Genomic DNA, 17,204 nt, shown 5'->3' on the forward strand with positions numbered 1-17,204 from the left:
GCCCGACATTAGGTTAGGCTGCCCTAACCTAATTGTGGTGAGCGGCTCCTGGCCGCTCAGGGGAGGGGCATTCGATGGGTCATGGCTGGGAGGGAGTGGTCCTCAAGCTGTTCCGCGGCAAGGACTTCGAGTTCACCGTGACCGGGGCCGAGGACGTCACCGAGCACTACCGGCGCCTGCACCTCACGGACGGCGGCATGCTCGCGCTGACCGGAGTGCATCCCACGATGTGGGTGCGTCTGTGGTTCGACCACGCGGACGGCAGTCATCATCAGCGCGCGTACACGCTGGTGGACCCCGATCCCGCCGCCGGGACGTTCAGCCTGGAGTTCGCCCTGCACGACGGCCGCGCGAGCGACTGGGCGCGCAAGGCCGGTCCGGGGGACAGGATCGATGCCACCCTGCAGGGCACCGGCTTCGACGTGCCCGATCCGCTGCCCGCACGGCTCCTGGTGATCGGGGACACGGCAGCGGTCCCGGCCGTCAACTCGCTCCTGACCGCCATGCCCCACGTGCCTGCGACCCTCTGGCTCGAGACGCAGCACGCATCGGACCACGACCTCGACCTGCGTCTCGACCCGGCCCTGCACGACCTGCACCGCGTGGAGCGGCACGACGCGGGCAGTCGACTGGTCGAGGAGGTCAAGGCCGCGCTGCCCGCGCTCCTCGCGCTTCTCGATGAACCCGCCGACGTGTACGTCTGGATCACCTGCGACACGACGACGACCCGCGCCCTCACCTCCTATGTCCGCAAGGAGCTCTCGGTCCCGAAGCAGCGTGTGCACGCGCTCGGCTACTGGCGCCCCGAGAAGCGGTAGCGGCGGGCCGTCCGCCGCCGGATCACCACCACCGCACCCGCCACCAGGGCCGCCGAACCCGCGGCGACGAGAAGGATCGCGGTCCAGTCCGAGCCGTCCGCCTCGGCCGAATCGGCGGCGAGCTCGGAAGCGTGCGCGGGGCCCTGTGCCGTGCCCCGACTCTCGCTCCTGGGGACCAGGGAACCCACCGGCCTGACGTGCCCCGCCGCCTTGAACCCCCAGTCCAGCAGCGACCGGGTCTCCTCGTACACGCGGTATCCGCCGCTCGCCTGAGGGTTCATCACCGACACGACGAGGGTGCGGCCGTCGCGTTGCGCCGCGCTGATGAGGGTGTTGCCCGCGTGGCTGGTGTAGCCGTTCTTGATGCCGAGCAGGCCGGGGTAGGCGGGAACGCCGTCGGCTCCGGTGAGCAGGCGGTTGGTGTTCTGGATGGGGTAGGACCAGTTGCCGTGCGGGAACTTGGCGATCGCCGTCGAGCAGTAGCGGGCGAACTCCGGGTCCGCGAGACCCGCCCGGCCGAAGACCGCGAGGTCGTAGGCCGAGGAGACCTGCCCCGCGGCGTCGTAGCCGTCGGGAGAGACCACATGGGTGTCGCGAGCGCCCAGGGCGCGGGCCTTGGCCCGCATCTGACGGACCGTCTGCTGCCAGCCGCCGTTCAGCTTCGCCAGCACATGCACGGCGTCGTTGCCGGAGCTGAGGAACACGCCACGCCACAGATCGGCCACGCTGTAGCTGCGCCCTGCCTCGACCCCCACCAGGCTGCTGCCGTCACCGACGTCGTCGAGCTCGCTCTGGGTGACCGTGTGCCGGGCGACGGCGTCCAGGTGGGGCAGGGCGGTCAGGGCGAAGAGCGACTTCAAGGTGGAGGCGGGCGGCAGTTGGCGGTGTGCGTTGTGGGCGGCGAGCACTTCGCCCGAACGGGCGTCGGCCACCACCCAGGAGAGAGCCGAGACGTCGCTCGGCACGGCAGGGGCGCCGGCGCCCGGTCGTGCCTGGACGCCCGGCCGGTCGAGGAGGTCCGAGGAGTACGCGGGGCCCGGCTTGGGTGGCGTGGGCTCGTCCGTGGCGGCCGCAGCGAAGGGTGTGGGCAGGAGGACCAGAGCGGCGACCGCGAGGGCCGCGGCGCGGACGGATGAGGAGCGCGTGAGGTACCTGATGACCATTCAGCCACCGTATGAGCGCGGCCCGAAGCCCGCAGGTCAGCTTGGTCCGGCTGGATGTACGGGGGTGGCAGTCGGCCGTGTGTGCGTGCGCTCTTCCCGAACCCGCCGTCCCTGCCCACACTGCTGGGCAGGGACGGCGTGAGGGGGCTCTGATGGCCGCTCGACGGGGACGGCGCACGGCGGCACGCAAGAGGAACAAGTCGACCTGGAAGCCGTGGGCGGTGTGCGGCGCCGTGCTGCTCCTGGAGCTGATGCTCATCTGGTCGGAGCTCCGGCCTTATGCGGCAGGGGCGTTGATCCTCGGCATTCTCGGGTCCGTGGTCTGGTGGCTGTGGCGCACGGATCGGGTGGCGCGTGAGCGCGATCGGGCGTGGCGGAAGGAGGAGGCGGTACGGGCGGGCCACCGGACGCTCGCGCAGGCGGACGCGATGACCGGCACCGAGTTCGAGGAGCTGGTCGCCGGGCTCTGCCGCAGGGACGGGTGCACCGAAGTACGCCGAGTGGGCGGCGCGGGGGACAACGGCGCCGACGTCGTCGGGCGGCTCCCGGACGGCCGGACCATGGTCGTCCAGTGCAAGCGCTACGCGCCGAGCAGCGCCATCGCCACCCGCGAGCTGCGCGATCTGCTTGGCTCACGGGTGCACTTCGGGGCCGATGTGGCGATCTTCGTGACGACCACGCGGTTCAGCCGTCCCTCGGAGACCTTCGCGGCGGGGCACGGCATCGTGGCGGTGCACCGTGACCATCTGGGCCTGTGGAACAGCGGCGCCTCTCTGGAGTCGCTGCTCGGTGTGAGCGGCGCGGGCCAGGGGGACACCCGGCACCGGGCCAGGTGGAAGAAGACGTACGGATAGCCCCGCACGCAGAGGGAGTTGTGAGGTCGGTCACGATGACCCCCTCTCCCCATTACTTTCCTCTAGGTACCTACTGCGTCGGCGCCGATAGCTTCCGTGGAGTCAACCGAGAACGACCAACGGGAGCAAAGATGATCGTGGTGACCGGAGCGACGGGCAATGTCGGCAGGCCGCTCGTGCAGGCCCTCGTCGCGGCGGGCGAGCAGGTGACCGCCGTATCGCGCGGCATAACGGCGTCGGACGTCCCAGCGGGCGTACGGCACCATCAAGCCGACATGGCCGACATGGCCGACATGGCCGACGCAGAAGGCCTGGGGCCCGTGCTCGAAGGCGCGGACGCGCTGTTCCTGCTGACCTCCGGCGATCTGGTGCTCGCCGGAGGCCACGTGCACGGCGTCCTCGAAGCCGCACGGGCAGGCGGCGTCCGGCGGGTCGTTCTGCTGTCCTCCCAGGGCGTCGGGACGCAGCGCCACCCCTCGGACTACGAGGACGCCGTCAAGGAATCGGCCCCGGAATGGACGCTGCTGCGCCCCGGAGGCTTCGCCTCCAACGCCTTCCTCTGGGCCGAGCAGGTCCGCGGGCGGCGGGCGGTGACCGCGCCGTTCGGCGACACGGCGCTGCCGGTCATCGATCCGGCCGACATCGCGGAGGTCGCGGCGGCGGCGCTGAGCGAAACCGGCCACGCGGGCGCCACGTACGTACTGACCGGACCGGCGCCCGTCACGCCCCGGCAGCAGGCGGCGGCGATCGGGGACGCGGTGGGCGAGACCGTGCGGTTCGTCGAGCAGAGCCGAGCGGAGGCCAGGGAGCAGATGGTGCGGTTCATGCCCGCGCAGGTCGTGGACGCCACGCTCGCCATCCTGGGCACGCCGTCGGCCGACGAGCAGCGCGTGAGCCCTGACGTCGAGCGGGTCATCGGCCGCCCGCCCCGTACGTTCGCCGAGTGGGCGGCACGCAACGCCGCCGCCTTCAAGTAGCCCCGCCGCTCAGCCGCGCGGCCGGACGTGGAGATCCGGTCCGCTCGTCCCCGGCGCCTCCACGCCCGGCAGCAGCCGCATGTCGTGGTCGTAATCGCCGCCGACGAGCGACCGGAACGGCACCGGCTCATCCGTGAAGAGCCCGTCGAGCCGACGCCCGTACGCCCGCTTCGCCGCCGCGAACTGATCCTGGGGCAGGTCGTTCGACTCGTACACCGCGAAGGGTTCGAGCGGCGCCATGCCGGTGAACCAGAACAGGCCGTGCTGCAGCGGATGGAGGACATCAGCGAGGCGGCCATGGATGCCACGGTCGGAGAGCGACGACTCCCGGGCCCCGGCCGTCACCGACACCAGCGCCCGCCGCCCCGCGAGTGCGCCTTCGCCGTAGGGCGGGGGGACCGCCGGGCCGTAGCCGAACCCCGCGGTGAACACCCGGTCGATCCAGCCCTTCAGGATCGCGGGCGCGGAGAACCACCACAACGGGAACTGCAGGATCACCGCGTCCGACCGGCGCACCTTCTCCTGCTCGGCGGCGATGTCGGGCGAAAGACGGCCCGCGAGAGTGTCGCGCTCGGAGGCGTCCATGACGTGCAGTCGCCGGTCCGCGATGTGGCCGGGGAAGTCGTCGGCGTCCACCGTCGCCTTCCACTTCATCGCGTAGAGGTCGGACACCCGCACCTCGTGCCCGGCCGCGCGCAGCTCGTCGACCGCGAAGGCGGCCAGCGACGCGTTGAGCGAGCGGGGTTCCGGATGGGCGCTGACGACGAGGATCTTCTTCGGCCGCTGGGGCGTGGCTTCGTTCATGACGCCACGTTCTCCCGGCCCCGGCAGGGCAGCCAGAACCCTGTTCAACCGTCGGAACGCCGATCCTGGTACTGCGAGGGCCACGCATACTTGATCCATGGACGGCGCGGACCACATGACGGATTCCATGACGGACTCCATGACGAACAGTGACGGGATCGGCGACCCCCGGCGGGCACTCGGCGGATTTCTGCGCGCCCGCAGGGGGCGCGTCGCGCCGGAGCACGTGGGGATCACCGGGGGGATCGCCGGGGGCCGTCGCCGCAGGGTGCGCGGGCTTCGCCGCGAGGAGCTGGCCCAGCTCGCCGGGATCAGCGTCGACTACTACGTACGTCTCGAACAGGGCCGGGCCACCCAGCCGTCCCCCGAGGTGCTCGACGCGCTCGCCGGGGCGCTCGGCCTCGACGCGGCGGAGCGCGGGCATCTGTCCACCCTGGCCGCGGCCAGGCGCGACCCCGCGCCCACGGCACGGGTCAGCCCGCTGCTGCGGCGGATCCTGGACTCCATGGGCGACTTCCCCGCCTTCGCGACGGACCATCGCCTCGACGTGGTGGCCTGGAACTGCCTCGGCGCGGAGCTGATGGGCGGCCTGGGCGAACCGCGCCGCCGCGACCGGAACAACGCGAGGTTCCTCTTCATCGACCCCGCGTCGCGCGTCGTGTTCCCCGACTGGGAGGACAGGGCGGCGGAGGCCGTGGGCCAGCTGCGGGTGGCCGCGGGGCGTTACCCCGAGGACGCGGAGCTGGCCGCGCTCATCACCGAACTGGCCGCTCACAGCGCCGAGTTCCGGCGGATCTGGGACAGCGGAGAGGTCGTGATGTGCGCGGCGGGCCGCAAGCGGCTGCGGCACCCGGTGGCCGGGCTGCTCACCCTGGACTTCGAGACCTTGCACGTGCCGGCCGCCCCCGGTGAGACGGGGCTTGTGGTGCACGTGTTCAGCGCCGAGGAAGGCAGCGCGGAGGCGGACGCCCTCGCCCGCCTCGGACTCAGGGCGGCGCCCCGCGCCGTGGACACCGCCCTGAGGTGAGGCCGGGCGGGTCAGGCAGGCAGGACCTTCTCGATGGCGGCGACGACCTCGGCGGAGTCCGGCTCGGCCTGCGGCGAGAACCGCGCGGCGACCTTTCCGTCGGGGGCGATGACGAACTTCTCGAAGTTCCAGCGGACGTCGCCGGTGTGACCCTCGGCATCCGCCGTGCCCACGAGGTTCCCGTACAGCGCGTGGCGGTCGTCGCCGTTCACGTCGACCTTCTCGGTCATCGGGAACGTCACGCCGTACGTCGCCGAACAGAACTCGGCGATCTCGTCCGACGTACCGGGCTCCTGGCCCATGAACTGGTTGCAGGGCACGCCGAGGACGGTGAAGCCACGGGCCGCGTACTGCGCGTGCAGGCGCTCGAGGCCCGCGTACTGCGGGGTGAGGCCGCACTTGGAGGCGACATTGACGATCAGGACGGCCTTGCCCAGGTACTGGCCCAGGTCCGCCGAGCCGCCCTGGAGGGCGCCGATCTCTGCATCTTCGTAAACAGACATGATTCGGAGCCTACGCTCACGGGGCTCGGCCGATCACTCCGGTCCCGTCCGGTTCAGGCGCCCGCGGGCGACCAGTTCGACGGTCACGGCCACCGCGATCGCCTGGACCGCCATGAGGGCGATCAGCACGAACAGCTGCACCGCGCCCGCGAGTGCGGGAGACGCGCCGCCCAGGAGCATGCCGACGAAGGCTCCGGGCAGCGTGACCAATCCCACCGTGCGGGTCTGGTCGAGTCCGGGCAGCAGGGCGTCCGACGCGGCGGGGCGGATCACCTCCAGGCGGGCGTCCCTTTCGAGCAGGCCAAGGGCCAGGCCCGCCTCGAACTCGCCCTTGCGGGAGTGGAGTTCGTCGAGGGAGCGGCGCCCGCCGAGCACCGTCGCCGTCAGCGCGCCGCCGATCAGGATGCCCGTCACGGGGATCATGGCGATGCCGCGCACCGGGAGCAGCCCGGCCAGGGCCAGGCAGGTCACCACCGGGACGACGGGGCCCGCGATCGGCAGCGCCGCCCACCACCAGCTGCCGTTGGCGGTGATGCGGCGCCCCGCGGTGCGTGCGGCGACGGCGACCATCAGGAGCAGGAAGGCGAAGAGCGCCACGATGTGGTGGATCACCCAGCCGATCACCAGGGACACCACGCCCAGCTGCACGGCCGCCCGCACCCCGGCCACCCCGATCTCCCGCGCCCTGCCGTACGAGCCGTCGGGGGAGAGGCGGAACACGGCGGCCGTCGTGGCCGCGGCGAGCAGCAGGACGAGGAGCGCAACACCGAGCGTCGCGTTGACCGGAAGCAGGGCCTGAGCAGCGAGATCGCGCACGCGCCCACCCTAGGTGGCGGCGGGCCCGCAGATCAGGGCTGAGGGCGGAACCGGTGATCGGAACTCGCGCGTCCGGGGTCGTCGTGGGCGGGCCCGGTCTGTGAGGATGCGGGAAGAACATGTGATGCCGGACGAGCAAGTGACGCCGGAAGCTGGACCGGAAGAAAGAGGGGCTGACCTCATGGCGCAGCAGGTACAGGGCGTGATCGCGCGCGCGAAGGGCGAGCCGGTACGGATCGAGACGATCGTCGTGCCGGACCCGGGGCCCGGGGAAGCCGTGGTGCGGGTGCAGGCCTGCGGGGTCTGTCATACCGACCTGCACTACCGCGAGGGCGGCATCAACGACGACTTCCCCTTCCTCCTCGGCCATGAGGCGGCGGGCGTCGTGGAGTCGGTCGGCGACGGTGTCACGGAGGTCGCGCCCGGCGACTTCGTGATCCTCAACTGGCGTGCGGTGTGCGGCCAGTGCCGCGCGTGTCTGCGGGGCCGCCCGCAGTACTGCTTCGACACGCACAACGCCAAGCAGAAGATGACCCTCACCGACGGCACGGAGCTCTCGCCCGCGCTCGGCATCGGTGCCTTCGCGGAGAAGACCCTCGTCGCCGCCGGTCAGTGCACCAAGGTCGACCCGGCGGCGTCGCCCGCCGCGGCGGGGCTCCTCGGCTGCGGGGTCATGGCCGGTATCGGCGCCGCCATCAACACGGGCAACGTGGGCCGCGGCGACTCGGTCGCCGTCATCGGCTGCGGCGGCGTGGGCAACGCGGCGGTCGTGGGCGCGCGGCTCGCCGGGGCCGCGAAGATCATCGCCGTCGACATCGACGACGAGAAGCTGGAGACCGCGAAGAGTCTCGGCGCCACGCACACCGTCAACTCCCGTGCGGCGGACCCGATCGAGGCGATCCGCGAGCTGACCGCCGGCAACGGCGCGGACGTCGTCATCGAGGCGGTAGGCCGTCCGGAGACGTACGAACAGGCCTTCTACGCCCGCGACTTGGCGGGCACGGTCGTCCTGGTCGGCGTGCCGACACCGGAGATGCGCATCGATCTGCCGCTCCTGGACGTCTTCGGGCGTGGTGGCGCGCTCAAGTCGAGCTGGTACGGGGACTGTCTGCCCTCCCGCGATTTCCCGATGCTCATCGACCTCTACCAGCAGGGGCGGCTCGACCTGGACGCCTTCGTCACCGAGACGATCGAGTTGGCGGACGTGGAGAAGGCGTTCGAGCGGATGCACCACGGGGATGTCCTGCGTTCGGTGGTGGTCTTCTGATGGCGGCGCGCATCGACCACTTGGTCACCTCGGGCACGTTCTCCCTCGACGGGGGAACCTGGGACGTCGACAACAACGTATGGATCGTGGGGGACGACAGCGAGGTCGTCGTCATCGACGCCGCGCACGACGCGGACGCCATCGCGGCGGCGGTCGGTGAGCGCCGGGTCGTCGCGATCGTGTGCACACACGCCCACGACGACCACATCGACGCGGCCCCGGCGCTCGCCGCCCGCACCGGCGCGCCGATCCTGCTGCACCCCGCCGACGCGGAGCTGTGGAAGCAGACCCACCCCGACCGCGCCCCCGACGGCGAGCTGTCCGACGGGCAGGAACTCACCGTGGCGGGCGTGCAGTTGAAGGTCCTGCACACCCCCGGCCACTGCCTGGGCGCCGTCAGCCTCTACGCGCCCGCCCTTGCCACGGTCTTCACCGGCGACACGCTCTTCGCGGGCGGTCCTGGAGCGACGGGCCGGTCGTTCAGCGACTTCCCGACGATCGTCGACTCGATCAGGGACCGGCTTCTCACGCTGCCGCCGGAGACGGTGGTGCGGACCGGTCACGGCGACAGCACGAGCGTGGGCGCGGAGGCGCCGCACCTGGAGGAGTGGATCGCCCGCGGCCACTGACCGACCGCACTTGCAACGGCCCCGCGTGGTTCGCCGCGCGGGGTCTTTCGCGTACTGGCCCTGTTCCGCGATCTCCGATAAGTTAGGCAAGGCTTACCTAATGGAGGTTGAAGGATGGGTGTCCGTCACGCCAGCACGAGCGTGCCCACTGCAGCGGCACGCGCTCGCTCACTGCTCACCACCGCGTGGTCCTGCGCGGTGACCACAGAGATCGGCAAGGATGAACTCGTCGGCGCGCACAGCGTCACGCCGGAGGGCATCCTCCTGCTTTCACCGCCCCCCGACAGCGCCCTCGCCACCGCGATGATCTGCGCGCCGCGCGGCGAACCGTCCACCCTGGTGGAGTTCGCCGATGTCGCCCCCGTGCCGGTCAGGGACCGGATCAGGGCCCGGCTGTGGCTCTCGGGATCACTGGTGCCCGACGGGGAGGGATTCATCTTCGCGCCGACCTGCGCCGTCCTTCACGACTCCACCGGCGGCCGCATCGGCATCGACCTCGACGAACTGGCCCAGGCCGCCCCCGATCCGCTGGCCGAGGCCGAGGCACGGCTGCTCACCCATCTCGCCGACGCGCACGAGGACGCCGTCGAGCAGCTGACCCGGCTCGTCTGCGCGGACAGCCTGCACGGCGTCGTGCGCGTACGCCCGGTCGCCATCGACCGCTACGCGCTCACGCTGCGGCTCGAGAAGGCCCGCAGCCAGGCGGACGTCCGGCTCGACTTCGACGAGCCCGTCGAGGACGTGGCCCAGGTGACCGAGCGCATGCACATCCTGCTGACCAAAGCCCGATACCTGCGCCGCCCCCTACTTCGCCCCACGCCCCCCGACGCCTGAATCCGCCGGCCTCATGGACCGCAGCGCGAGCACGAGCACCCCGATGTCATCGAGAAACACCGGGTCCGGCAGCAGATCGGCCGGCAGGACGAGATAGGCGACCGCGCCCCAGAACACCCACTGGCGCTCGACCGGCAGCCCCGCCGCGCGCAGCGTGCGCCGCGTGCGGACCAGACGTACGAGCAGCGCGATCGCCACCGCGAGTGTCGCGGCCACCAGGATCGCGCCGGCAACAAGGAGGACCGTGACTTCCGTGCTCATCAGACCCTGACCTCCGTCCTGCGACATCCCGCGACGTCCTGTGCGGGCGCTCGGCCCAGGCTATGGGTACCCGCAGGACGCCGCACGAACATCCCGTCCTGCCCTTCCATGACGGACGATGGAGGCCGGCATCACCGCCAGCTGCTCCAACTCCTTGCGGGAAAGGCAGAGATGAGCCAGATGAGCCAGACGCTGCTCACGGCAGGGCGGGTTCTGACCGGGCCGCGTGGCCAGTACGTCACGGACGGCGCCGTACTCACAGAGGGCACCGACATCGTCGCCGCGGGCGCCCGGGCCGAGGTCGAGCCCCTGGCGCGCCGCGTGTCGCAGCGGTTCGCGCTGCCCGACGCCACGGTGCTGCCCGGCCTCATCGACGCCCATGTCCACCTGGTCTTCGACGCGAGCAAGGACCCCGTCGCGGTCCTGGACGCGCACAGTGACACCACCCTCATGGAGGCGATGGAGGAGCGGGCGCTGCGGTTCCTGCGCAGCGGTGTCACCACGGTGCGCGATCTGGGTGACCGGAACCGCCTCACCCTGCGGCTGCGCGAGGAGATCGCCGCGTCCCGGGTGCCGGGCCCGCGGATCCTCGCCGCCACGACGCCGCTGACCACGAAAGGCGGCCACTGCTGGTTCCTGGGCGGTGAGGTCGAGGGCGAGAGCGAGATCCGCGCCCTGGTGCGGCGCAACGCCGAGCTCGGCGCGGACGTCATCAAGGTCATGGCCACCGGCGGCGGCCTCACCAAAGGCGGCCCCGCCACCTGGCAGAGCCAGTTCAGCGCCCCCGAGATCCGTGTGATCGTCCGCGAGGCGCACCGGGCCGGTCTGCCGGTCGCCGCCCATGGACACGGCACCGCGGGGATCGTGGCCGCCGTGATGGCGGGCGTCGACACCATCGAGCACTGCACCTGGATGACGCGCAAGGGCCTCGGCCTGCGCGAGGACGTCCTGGACGCCATCGTCGCCAAGGGCATCCGCATCTGCCCCACCGTCAGCCCGAACTGGCGGATGCTGCCCATGTTCTTCGGCGCCGAACGGGCCAAGGCGATGTTCGACCAGGTCCGCACGATGGCCGAGCGCGGCGCGCGGCTGATCGCCGGGACGGACGCGGGGGTCCAGCGTGCGGGCTGCGACGGCCTGGCCGAGAGCCTCGGTTTCTACCAGCACTTGGGGATCGAACCAGACCGCGTCATCGACATGGCGACCACGGAGGCCGCCGAAGCGCTGGGCATCGCCGACCATGTCGGACGCCTGGCCGCGGGCTACCGCGCCGACCTGATCGCGGTGCACGGCGATCCGCTCAGGGACGTGGCGGTCCTGGGCGACGTACGCCTGATCATGGCGAACGGCAAGATGGTGGACCATGAGTGAGCCATCGGCACATCCCACGCAGCCACATCGCCCGAATCCCCCGCAGCCCCATTCCAAGCAGCAGCATCCCGCGAAGGCCGTCCAGGCGCTGATCGTCGTCGACATGCAGTCCGCCTTCGTCACCGGCGACGGCGCCGTGCCCGAAGCGGCTCGTGTCCTCGACCGGACGACCGACCTGATCACGCGGGCCCGCGCCGCGGGCGCCCTCGTCGTCCAGCTCCAGAACGACGGCGAGCCGGGAGCCGTCGACGAACCCGGCACTCCCGGCTGGGAGATACACCTGGCGACAGACACGGACCGGGGCGAGCGGGTGCTGCGCAAGACGGTCGACGACGGATTCGAGGAGACCGGACTCGCGGATCTGCTCGCCGAAGCGGGCGTGCACGACGTGGCCATCTGCGGGGTGCAGTCCGAGATGTGCGTGATGGCGACCGCGCGTACCGCCCTGGAGCTGGATCTCCGTGTCGTCCTGCCGCACGACGCGCACGCGACGTACGACATCCCGGCCGCCGAAGGCATCAGCGACGTGGTTCCGGCGGCGATGGTGTCGCGGGTGGCCGAATGGGCCCTCGCGACGAGGTCGAGATCGTCGCGAGGGCCCAGGACGTCGACTTCACCAAGCCGTAGACCTGGTGGCGGCCGGGGATCAGCGGGCGGTGTACGCGCCGTCCACCAGGTGGTAGCTGCCGTGGATGAACGAGGCCCGATCCGAGAGCAGGAACACGATCAGCTCGGCGACCTCCTCGGAGTGACCGAGGCGGCCCGCCGGGTGCAGGGAGACGAGGGCGTCGTACGCCTCCTGGTCCATGCTCTGCAGGAGCGGCGTCTCGATGAAGCCGGGGCCGACCGCGTTCACGCGGACGCCCTTCGCGGCGTACTCGGCGGCGGCCGTCTTGGTGAGGCCGACGACGCCGTGCTTGGCGGCGACGTAGGCGGGGGAGCCCGCGAAGCCGACCGAGCCGAGTATCGAGGCGACGTTCACGATGGCGCCCGCGCCCGCGGCCTCCAGGACCGGGAGTTCATAGCGCATCGAGTAGAAGACGCCGTCGAGGTTCGTGCGGACGACGCGGTCGTACACGTCAATGTCGTACGCGCCCGTCGGCTTGCTCTCCCCGCCGATGCCCGCGTTGTTGACCGCGAGGTCGAGCCCGCCGAACGTCTCGACGGCGAACCGCACGGCGGCCTCGACCGACGCGGGCTCGGTGACGTCCACGGCGACCGCGGCGGCCTTGACGCCCTCCGACAGGAGCTGGGCGGCCGCCTTCTCGGCGCCCTCGGCGTTGTGGTCGGCGATGACGACGTTCGCGCCGCCCGCGCCCAGGCGGCGGGCAGTGGCCAGACCGATGCCGGAGGCGGCGCCCGTGACCAGGGCGGTCTTGCCGGCGAACTCGGTGGCGTAGTCGGGGACGGTGGTGGCGGGGGTGGTGCTCATGGTGCTCTTCACTCTCTTGTCGCGATGTGGGGGGCCGCGATGGCGGCCTCCCCTGTCAGGACGGCGTAGGCCCGCTCCACATGCGCGGCAAGGTCTGCGTCGTGTCCGTGCCCACCGCGCGCCCAGCTGCGCAGGGCGGCGGTCAGCACTCCGGCGGCGGCGCCGACGACGACGGCCGGGCGCTGGTCCCGGACGGGGTCGGTGCCGAGCCGGTCGGCGATGATCCGGACGGACTCGTCCTGGGCGTCGACCCGGACGCGTTCGTACGCGGCGAACAGCGCGGGCTCCGTGTCGACGAGCGCGAGCAGTGCCCGCGTCCGGGACCGGCGGTGCAGGCCCGGAGTCTCCGGGTCGGTGAGCCAGTCCCGCACGGCCGCGTGATAGGCGGCCAGTGGGGGCTCGTCGGCGGGGCGGGTGCGCAGGGCCGCGTTGATGCGGTCGCCGTCGGCGCGCGTGAAGTCGAGCGCCGCGGCCTCCTTGCTGCCGAAGTGGCGGCTGAAGGTGCGGCGCGTGACGTCGGCGCGCTCGGCGACGGCCTCCACGGTGACGGCCGCGAGGCCGTGCTCCAGGATCAGGTCGATGGCCGCGTCGGCGAGCGCCTCTCGGGTCTGCCGGGCCTTGCGCTGCCTGCGGTCCTCGCCGCCCCGGTCGGTGGCCGGGACTCCTGAGCTTCCTGAGCCGGATTCCGTCGCCTTGTTCATGCCTTCGACTGTACACCCGAGATGTCCCAATGGGACACCTGTCCCGGCGGGACTCAATCAGAGGTGGACGCGGGACGCAGATCGAAGACGCCGTACCCGAATCCCCGCGCCGTGACGACGCCGCTGTCGGCCTCCACGCCCTTCACCTCCAGGGCCCGCGGGCCCGCCTCACCCACGACATCGGTGGTGAACGCCGCCGGTGTGCTGCGGGGATTGATCACCACGAGGTGGCGCCCGCCCCTGACGTACACGAACGGATAGCCGCTGTGCAGCACCTCCACCGAGCCGTCGGGCCCCAGCTCCGGGGAGGCCTTGCGCAGGGCGATCAGGCGGTGCGCCAGGTGCAGCAGGGAGGCCTCGTCGGCCCGCTGTGCGGCGACGCTGGGGCGCTGCGGGTCGGGGTCGACGGGGAGGTAGAGGCGGTCGGCCGGGGCGGTGGAGAAACCGGCGTTCGGGCCGTCGTCCCACTGCATGGGGGTGCGCGAGCCCGCCCGGTTGTAGCGCGGGCCGAGCACGCTGCCCTCGGTGTCGGGCAGGCCCGGGATGTAGCGCATGCCGATCTCGTCCCCGTAGTAGATCGCCGGGAGCGTGGGCCAGGTGAGCTGGAAGGCGAACGCCGCCGGGAGCTGTTCGGCGGTGCGTGGACCGCAGTTGAGGCGGGAGAAGTCGTGGTTGGAGGTGGGCAGCGAGACGTGTCCGGCGTCGCCGATGGCGTCGTGGGCCGCCCGCCAGGCCTCGACGAACGTACGGGGCGACCCCTTGCCGCTGGGGTCGAAGAAGCAGTCGAGCGGGTCCCACCCCTCGTCGGCGGTGCCCTCGCCGTTGTTCCACAGGGAGCGCAGGGGACCGCCGTTGGTGGGGCCGCCGAACTGAAGGAAGAAGTCGACGTGGAACCCGGCGGGGACGGACACCGCGGGATCGCCCCACTCCGAGAGCAGCACCGCCTCCGGGTGGGCGGCGTCCAGCCAGCCGCGCAGCTCGGTCCAGACCTCGGCCGTGGCGCTGCGGTCCGGGTCGTCCTTGACGAGGGAGTGCGCCATGTCGACGCGGAATCCGGCGAGGCCAAGGCGCAGCCAGTGGTCCATGATGTCGCGCAGGGCGGCCCGGTTGGCGCGCGGGCCTTCGGCGTCGACGGACTGCCGCCACGGCTCGGCCGGATCCATGCGCGCGTAACCGAAGTTGAGGGCGGGCTGGGAGTCGAAGAAGTTCGGCAGATACGCGCCGGGGCGGCTCCCCGGGGAGCGTACGAATCCGTCCGGACGGCCCTCGGGCGCCCAGATGTAGCGGTGGTCGTCCGGGTCGTCGGCCGACGCGGTGAACCACGGGTGCCGGTCGGAGGTGTGCCCGGCCACCAGGTCGAGCAGGACCCGGATGCCGCGCCGCCCCGCTTCCCGTACCAGCGTGGCCAGGTCGTCGCTCGTGCCGTAGCGGGGTGCGACGGAGAGATAGTCGGAGACGTCGTACCCGGCGTCGCGGAACGGCGATGTGAAGCAGGGGTTGATCCAGACGGCGTTGACACCCAGCCAGGCCAGGTGGTCCAGATGCGCGGTGATGCCGTTGAAGTCACCGATGCCGTCGCCGTCGGAGTCGGCGAAGGACTGCGGATAGATCTGGTAGAAGACGGCGTCGGAGAGCCAGGCGGGGGCGGGGCGGAACGAAGTCATGGAACGGGTGCAGCCTTTCCCTCGTACGTTCGCGGCTGAGGCGGATCAGTCTGGTCGGCGTCAGGTCTGCTCAGCGTCACAGTCTGTTCAGCGTCCCGGTGGTGAGGAAGTCCGTCCAGCACGCACCTCCTTTCACTCCCCGGCGTACGGCGCGGCGGTTGTTCCGTTGCGGGCGGGGGTAGGTCCGCACGGTGCTTTCCTTACCCGGCCACACCCCGAGGCTGAGCGATCACTTCGCCGCCGAGGGCTATCTGCGACTGCCGTCGCTCATCCCGCCGCCCCTGCTCGAGGAACTGACGCGTGAGGTCGAGGGGTTGGAGAAACTGGCCGTGCGCAGGGACTTCGCCATGGCGTCGACGGGCGACTCGCCCCGCCACATGACCACCCTCGGCGGCCACACCATCGACCGGGAATCCACCCTGATCCCACGCCTGTACCGCGACAGCGAACTCCTGGCCTGGCTCGGCAAGGTCGCGGCCCTGCCCGCGGTCGAGGTCACGGACCCCCTGGAGCGGCACGTCCTGAACATCCTGCACCGGCCCGGCGACACCCATGGCGCCCACACCGACGACTACCCCCTGGCCCTGGTGCTCTTCGCCGAAGCCCCCGCCGACCCGGCCGACGGCGGTCTGCTGCACTACACCCCGCGCGCGGACGCCCTCGACGCCCTGCACACCACCGCCGATCAGGCGCACCATCAGCGTGGTGACGGCTACCTCCTGCGGGCCGACACGACGGCCCACCGGGTCACCGCGCTGCGCAGGCCGGGCGTCCGTCGCACCGTGCTGAACTTCGCCTACACCACCCCTGATCGGCAACGGGCGCGCACACCCTCGGCCTCCCAGCTGTACGCGCCCTAGAGCGGTAGCGCGCACACGGCCACCGGGGCGGCGAACGGCTCGCTCGCCAGGCGCAGTCGGCCGCCTTTCCCGACCTGGAAGACGCTCACCGAGCTCGACTTCTGGTTCGCCGCGAACAGCAGTCGCTGCGAGGGCGAGAAGGCGATGTGCCGGGGGAAGTCCCCGCCGACGGGGACCGTGTCGAGCAGTCGCAGCCGGGCGCCGCCCGCTTCGACTGCGTACCGCGTGAGGCTGTTGTGCCCGCGGTTGGCGAGGAAGGCGAAGGTGCCCTCGCGCGTGACGAGCAACTGCGCCGGATAGCTGGTGCCTTCGCCCGTGCCGGTGGACTGCGGCGCACCGGGAGTCAGCCGCCCGCTCGCGGGGTCGTACGCGCAGACGACCACCGTGTTGTCGACCTCGTTGGCCAGATAGGCGAAGCGTCCGGAGGGGTGGAAGGTGAGGTGGCGTGGCCCCGAGCCCGGTCGCAGGGTGGCGTACGAGACCTGGGTGAGCTTCCCCCTCTTCGCGTCGAGGCGGTAGCTGTAGACGGTGTCGTTGCCCAGGTCGACGGCGAGGAGATGACCGCCGTCCGGGCTGGTCACGATCTGGTGGGCGTGCGGGCCGTCCTGGCCCGGGCCGGGCGGCGGACTGGAGTGGGTGACCAGATCGCTCAACTCGCCAAGCGCGCCTGAGCGTTGGACCGGGTGGACGGCCACGCTCCCGGAGAGATAGTTGGCGCTGAGCAGCCAGCGCCCGCTCGGGTGCACGGACAGATGGCAGGGCCCCGCGCCGCCGGTGCCGCGCGCGCCAAGGACTTCAGGGCCCGCGGGGGAGAGCCCGACCGCGGTCACGCCGCCCTGCTCCTGCTCGTTGACGGCGTAGAGAGTCCTGCCCGACGGGTGGACGCAGAGGTAGGAGGGATCGGGTACGCCGGTCAGCGTGCCGGTGCCGGTGATCTGCCCCGTCGCTTCGTCGTACGTCGCCAGACCGAGGCCGGTGCCGCCGCCGGGCTTGGTGGTGTAGGTGCCGAGGAAGAGCGGGCGGGCGCGGTTCGGGGGTCTTCCAGGGGGCGCGGCGGATGCGGCGGGCGCGGACGCGGCGACAGCGGTGGCGGCGGTGGCGGCAAGTGCTCCGATGAATCCCCGGCGCCCCCAGTCGCCTGCCATGCGCTGCCCGTTGTTCTCACCGGTCATGTCGGCCTCCATGTCCGCAACTCACCCGCCAACTCATGCGTCGGTAGTGAC

The 17,204-nt window shown here is 71.7% G+C and carries 18 protein-coding genes and 1 pseudogene; 10 read left to right on the forward strand and 9 right to left on the reverse strand.

Annotated features, from left to right (window positions below; all coding sequences use genetic code 11):
* Nucleotides 1-74 precede the first annotated feature (74 nt).
* Nucleotides 75-818 (forward strand): siderophore-interacting protein, encoded by a 744-nt coding sequence (locus ABD378_RS30350; RefSeq protein ID WP_344525950.1) that lies wholly within the window; start codon nt 75-77, stop codon nt 816-818.
* Here the strand turns inward: ABD378_RS30350 and ABD378_RS30355 are convergent.
* Nucleotides 794-1,981 carry a D-alanyl-D-alanine carboxypeptidase family protein gene (locus ABD378_RS30355; RefSeq protein WP_344525952.1) on the reverse strand — a complete coding sequence of 396 codons (1,188 nt, stop codon included), beginning with the start codon at nt 1,979-1,981 and terminating at the stop codon, nt 794-796. The two genes, ABD378_RS30350 and ABD378_RS30355, sit on opposite strands and share 25 nt — an antisense overlap.
* 152 nt (nt 1,982-2,133) lie before the next feature.
* On the opposite strand from ABD378_RS30355, the gene ABD378_RS30360 reads away from it, so the two are divergent.
* A complete protein-coding gene (locus tag ABD378_RS30360) occupies nt 2,134-2,835 on the forward strand; it encodes a restriction endonuclease (protein ID WP_344525954.1) in 702 nt (233 codons plus the stop codon).
* Between the two features lie 131 nt (nt 2,836-2,966).
* The gene (locus ABD378_RS30365; RefSeq protein ID WP_344525956.1) at nt 2,967-3,812 is read left to right on the forward strand and encodes an NAD(P)H-binding protein; all 846 of its coding nucleotides are present in this window, start codon (nt 2,967-2,969) and stop codon (nt 3,810-3,812) included.
* 9 nt (nt 3,813-3,821) lie between these two features.
* Here the strand turns inward: ABD378_RS30365 and ABD378_RS30370 are convergent, their stop codons facing one another.
* On the reverse strand, nt 3,822-4,616 hold the full coding sequence (locus tag ABD378_RS30370; protein WP_344525958.1) for an NAD(P)H-dependent oxidoreductase: 795 nt from the start codon (nt 4,614-4,616) through the stop codon (nt 3,822-3,824).
* A gap of 97 nt (nt 4,617-4,713) precedes the next feature.
* Between ABD378_RS30370 and ABD378_RS30375 the strand changes: the two genes are divergently transcribed.
* Nucleotides 4,714-5,643 carry a helix-turn-helix domain-containing protein gene (locus tag ABD378_RS30375; RefSeq protein ID WP_344525960.1) on the forward strand — a complete coding sequence of 310 codons (930 nt, stop codon included), beginning with the start codon at nt 4,714-4,716 and terminating at the stop codon, nt 5,641-5,643.
* Nucleotides 5,644-5,654: 11 nt separating this feature from the next.
* Here ABD378_RS30375 and ABD378_RS30380 read toward each other — a convergent pair whose 3' ends face one another.
* Both ABD378_RS30380 and ABD378_RS30385 read right to left on the reverse strand, forming a co-directional pair.
* The gene (locus tag ABD378_RS30380; RefSeq protein ID WP_344525962.1) at nt 5,655-6,146 is read right to left on the reverse strand and encodes a glutathione peroxidase; all 492 of its coding nucleotides are present in this window, start codon (nt 6,144-6,146) and stop codon (nt 5,655-5,657) included.
* A 33-nt stretch (nt 6,147-6,179) separates the two neighbouring features.
* Nucleotides 6,180-6,962 carry an ABC transporter permease gene (locus ABD378_RS30385; RefSeq protein ID WP_344525964.1) on the reverse strand — a complete coding sequence of 261 codons (783 nt, stop codon included), beginning with the start codon at nt 6,960-6,962 and terminating at the stop codon, nt 6,180-6,182.
* Nucleotides 6,963-7,143: 181 nt separating this feature from the next.
* Between ABD378_RS30385 and ABD378_RS30390 the strand changes: the two genes are divergently transcribed.
* From ABD378_RS30390 to ABD378_RS30400, 3 genes are all read left to right on the forward strand, one after another.
* On the forward strand, nt 7,144-8,229 hold the full coding sequence (locus ABD378_RS30390; RefSeq protein WP_344525966.1) for an S-(hydroxymethyl)mycothiol dehydrogenase: 1,086 nt from the start codon (nt 7,144-7,146) through the stop codon (nt 8,227-8,229).
* Complete coding sequence (locus ABD378_RS30395; protein WP_344525968.1) at nt 8,229-8,858, forward strand: MBL fold metallo-hydrolase; 630 nt, start codon at nt 8,229-8,231, stop codon at nt 8,856-8,858. The genes ABD378_RS30390 and ABD378_RS30395 overlap by 1 nt, the downstream gene beginning before the upstream one ends.
* Nucleotides 8,859-8,972: 114 nt before the next feature.
* Nucleotides 8,973-9,692, forward strand: coding sequence for a DUF2470 domain-containing protein (locus ABD378_RS30400; RefSeq protein ID WP_344525970.1), 720 nt, complete (start codon nt 8,973-8,975; stop codon nt 9,690-9,692).
* Here ABD378_RS30400 and ABD378_RS30405 read toward each other — a convergent pair.
* The gene (locus ABD378_RS30405; RefSeq protein ID WP_344525972.1) at nt 9,663-9,953 is read right to left on the reverse strand and encodes a DUF1232 domain-containing protein; all 291 of its coding nucleotides are present in this window, start codon (nt 9,951-9,953) and stop codon (nt 9,663-9,665) included. The genes ABD378_RS30400 and ABD378_RS30405 overlap by 30 nt on opposite strands.
* 171 nt (nt 9,954-10,124) lie before the next feature.
* On the opposite strand from ABD378_RS30405, the gene ABD378_RS30410 reads away from it, so the two are divergent.
* Together ABD378_RS30410 and ABD378_RS30415 are read left to right on the forward strand one after the other, a co-directional pair.
* Nucleotides 10,125-11,324, forward strand: a complete 1,200-nt coding sequence (locus tag ABD378_RS30410) for an amidohydrolase family protein (protein ID WP_344525974.1) — start codon at nt 10,125-10,127, stop codon at nt 11,322-11,324.
* A gap of 103 nt (nt 11,325-11,427) precedes the next feature.
* Nucleotides 11,428-11,951 (forward strand): annotated as a pseudogene (locus ABD378_RS30415) (isochorismatase family protein).
* Between the two features lie 19 nt (nt 11,952-11,970).
* Here ABD378_RS30415 and ABD378_RS30420 read toward each other — a convergent pair.
* The 3 genes from ABD378_RS30420 to ABD378_RS30430 are packed head-to-tail and all read right to left on the reverse strand — an operon-like array spanning nt 11,971 to nt 15,121.
* The gene (locus tag ABD378_RS30420) at nt 11,971-12,756 is read right to left on the reverse strand and encodes an SDR family NAD(P)-dependent oxidoreductase (protein ID WP_344525976.1); all 786 of its coding nucleotides are present in this window, start codon (nt 12,754-12,756) and stop codon (nt 11,971-11,973) included.
* 8 nt (nt 12,757-12,764) lie between these two features.
* Entirely contained in the window at nt 12,765-13,457 is a 693-nt protein-coding gene (locus tag ABD378_RS30425) for a TetR/AcrR family transcriptional regulator (protein WP_344525978.1), read from the reverse strand.
* Nucleotides 13,458-13,510: 53 nt separating this feature from the next.
* Nucleotides 13,511-15,121 (reverse strand): alpha-amylase family glycosyl hydrolase, encoded by a 1,611-nt coding sequence (locus tag ABD378_RS30430; protein ID WP_344525980.1) that lies wholly within the window; start codon nt 15,119-15,121, stop codon nt 13,511-13,513.
* Nucleotides 15,122-15,312: 191 nt separating this feature from the next.
* Here ABD378_RS30430 and ABD378_RS30435 point away from each other — a divergent pair, with 191 nt between their 5' ends.
* Nucleotides 15,313-15,981, forward strand: a complete 669-nt coding sequence (locus ABD378_RS30435; protein ID WP_344525982.1) for a HalD/BesD family halogenase — start codon at nt 15,313-15,315, stop codon at nt 15,979-15,981.
* Here ABD378_RS30435 and ABD378_RS30440 read toward each other — a convergent pair.
* On the reverse strand, nt 15,978-17,153 hold the full coding sequence (locus ABD378_RS30440; protein ID WP_344525984.1) for a lactonase family protein: 1,176 nt from the start codon (nt 17,151-17,153) through the stop codon (nt 15,978-15,980). The two genes, ABD378_RS30435 and ABD378_RS30440, sit on opposite strands and share 4 nt — an antisense overlap.
* Nucleotides 17,154-17,204: the final 51 nt, after the last annotated feature.

The organism is Streptomyces rectiviolaceus (genome assembly GCF_039533825.1).
Taxonomy (GTDB): domain Bacteria; phylum Actinomycetota; class Actinomycetes; order Streptomycetales; family Streptomycetaceae; genus Streptomyces; species Streptomyces rectiviolaceus.

What these genes read in the sequence shown, in the direction of transcription:
- ABD378_RS30395 (WP_344525968.1), top strand. Translation starts at nt 8,229, where the DNA reads ATGGCGGCGCGCATCGACCACTTGGTCACCTCGGGCACGTTCTCCCTC.
- ABD378_RS30365 (WP_344525956.1), top strand. Translation starts at nt 2,967, where the DNA reads ATGATCGTGGTGACCGGAGCGACGGGCAATGTCGGCAGGCCGCTCGTG.
- ABD378_RS30400 (WP_344525970.1), top strand. Translation starts at nt 8,973, where the DNA reads ATGGGTGTCCGTCACGCCAGCACGAGCGTGCCCACTGCAGCGGCACGC.
- ABD378_RS30350 (WP_344525950.1), top strand. Translation starts at nt 75, where the DNA reads ATGGGTCATGGCTGGGAGGGAGTGGTCCTCAAGCTGTTCCGCGGCAAG.
- ABD378_RS30425 (WP_344525978.1), bottom strand. Translation starts at nt 13,457, where the DNA reads ATGAACAAGGCGACGGAATCCGGCTCAGGAAGCTCAGGAGTCCCGGCC.
- ABD378_RS30390 (WP_344525966.1), top strand. Translation starts at nt 7,144, where the DNA reads ATGGCGCAGCAGGTACAGGGCGTGATCGCGCGCGCGAAGGGCGAGCCG.
- ABD378_RS30440 (WP_344525984.1), bottom strand. Translation starts at nt 17,153, where the DNA reads ATGACCGGTGAGAACAACGGGCAGCGCATGGCAGGCGACTGGGGGCGC.
- ABD378_RS30375 (WP_344525960.1), top strand. Translation starts at nt 4,714, where the DNA reads ATGGACGGCGCGGACCACATGACGGATTCCATGACGGACTCCATGACG.
- ABD378_RS30360 (WP_344525954.1), top strand. Translation starts at nt 2,134, where the DNA reads ATGGCCGCTCGACGGGGACGGCGCACGGCGGCACGCAAGAGGAACAAG.
- ABD378_RS30430 (WP_344525980.1), bottom strand. Translation starts at nt 15,121, where the DNA reads ATGACTTCGTTCCGCCCCGCCCCCGCCTGGCTCTCCGACGCCGTCTTC.
- ABD378_RS30405 (WP_344525972.1), bottom strand. Translation starts at nt 9,953, where the DNA reads ATGAGCACGGAAGTCACGGTCCTCCTTGTTGCCGGCGCGATCCTGGTG.
- ABD378_RS30355 (WP_344525952.1), bottom strand. Translation starts at nt 1,981, where the DNA reads ATGGTCATCAGGTACCTCACGCGCTCCTCATCCGTCCGCGCCGCGGCC.
- ABD378_RS30410 (WP_344525974.1), top strand. Translation starts at nt 10,125, where the DNA reads ATGAGCCAGATGAGCCAGACGCTGCTCACGGCAGGGCGGGTTCTGACC.
- ABD378_RS30370 (WP_344525958.1), bottom strand. Translation starts at nt 4,616, where the DNA reads ATGAACGAAGCCACGCCCCAGCGGCCGAAGAAGATCCTCGTCGTCAGC.
- ABD378_RS30420 (WP_344525976.1), bottom strand. Translation starts at nt 12,756, where the DNA reads ATGAGCACCACCCCCGCCACCACCGTCCCCGACTACGCCACCGAGTTC.
- ABD378_RS30380 (WP_344525962.1), bottom strand. Translation starts at nt 6,146, where the DNA reads ATGTCTGTTTACGAAGATGCAGAGATCGGCGCCCTCCAGGGCGGCTCG.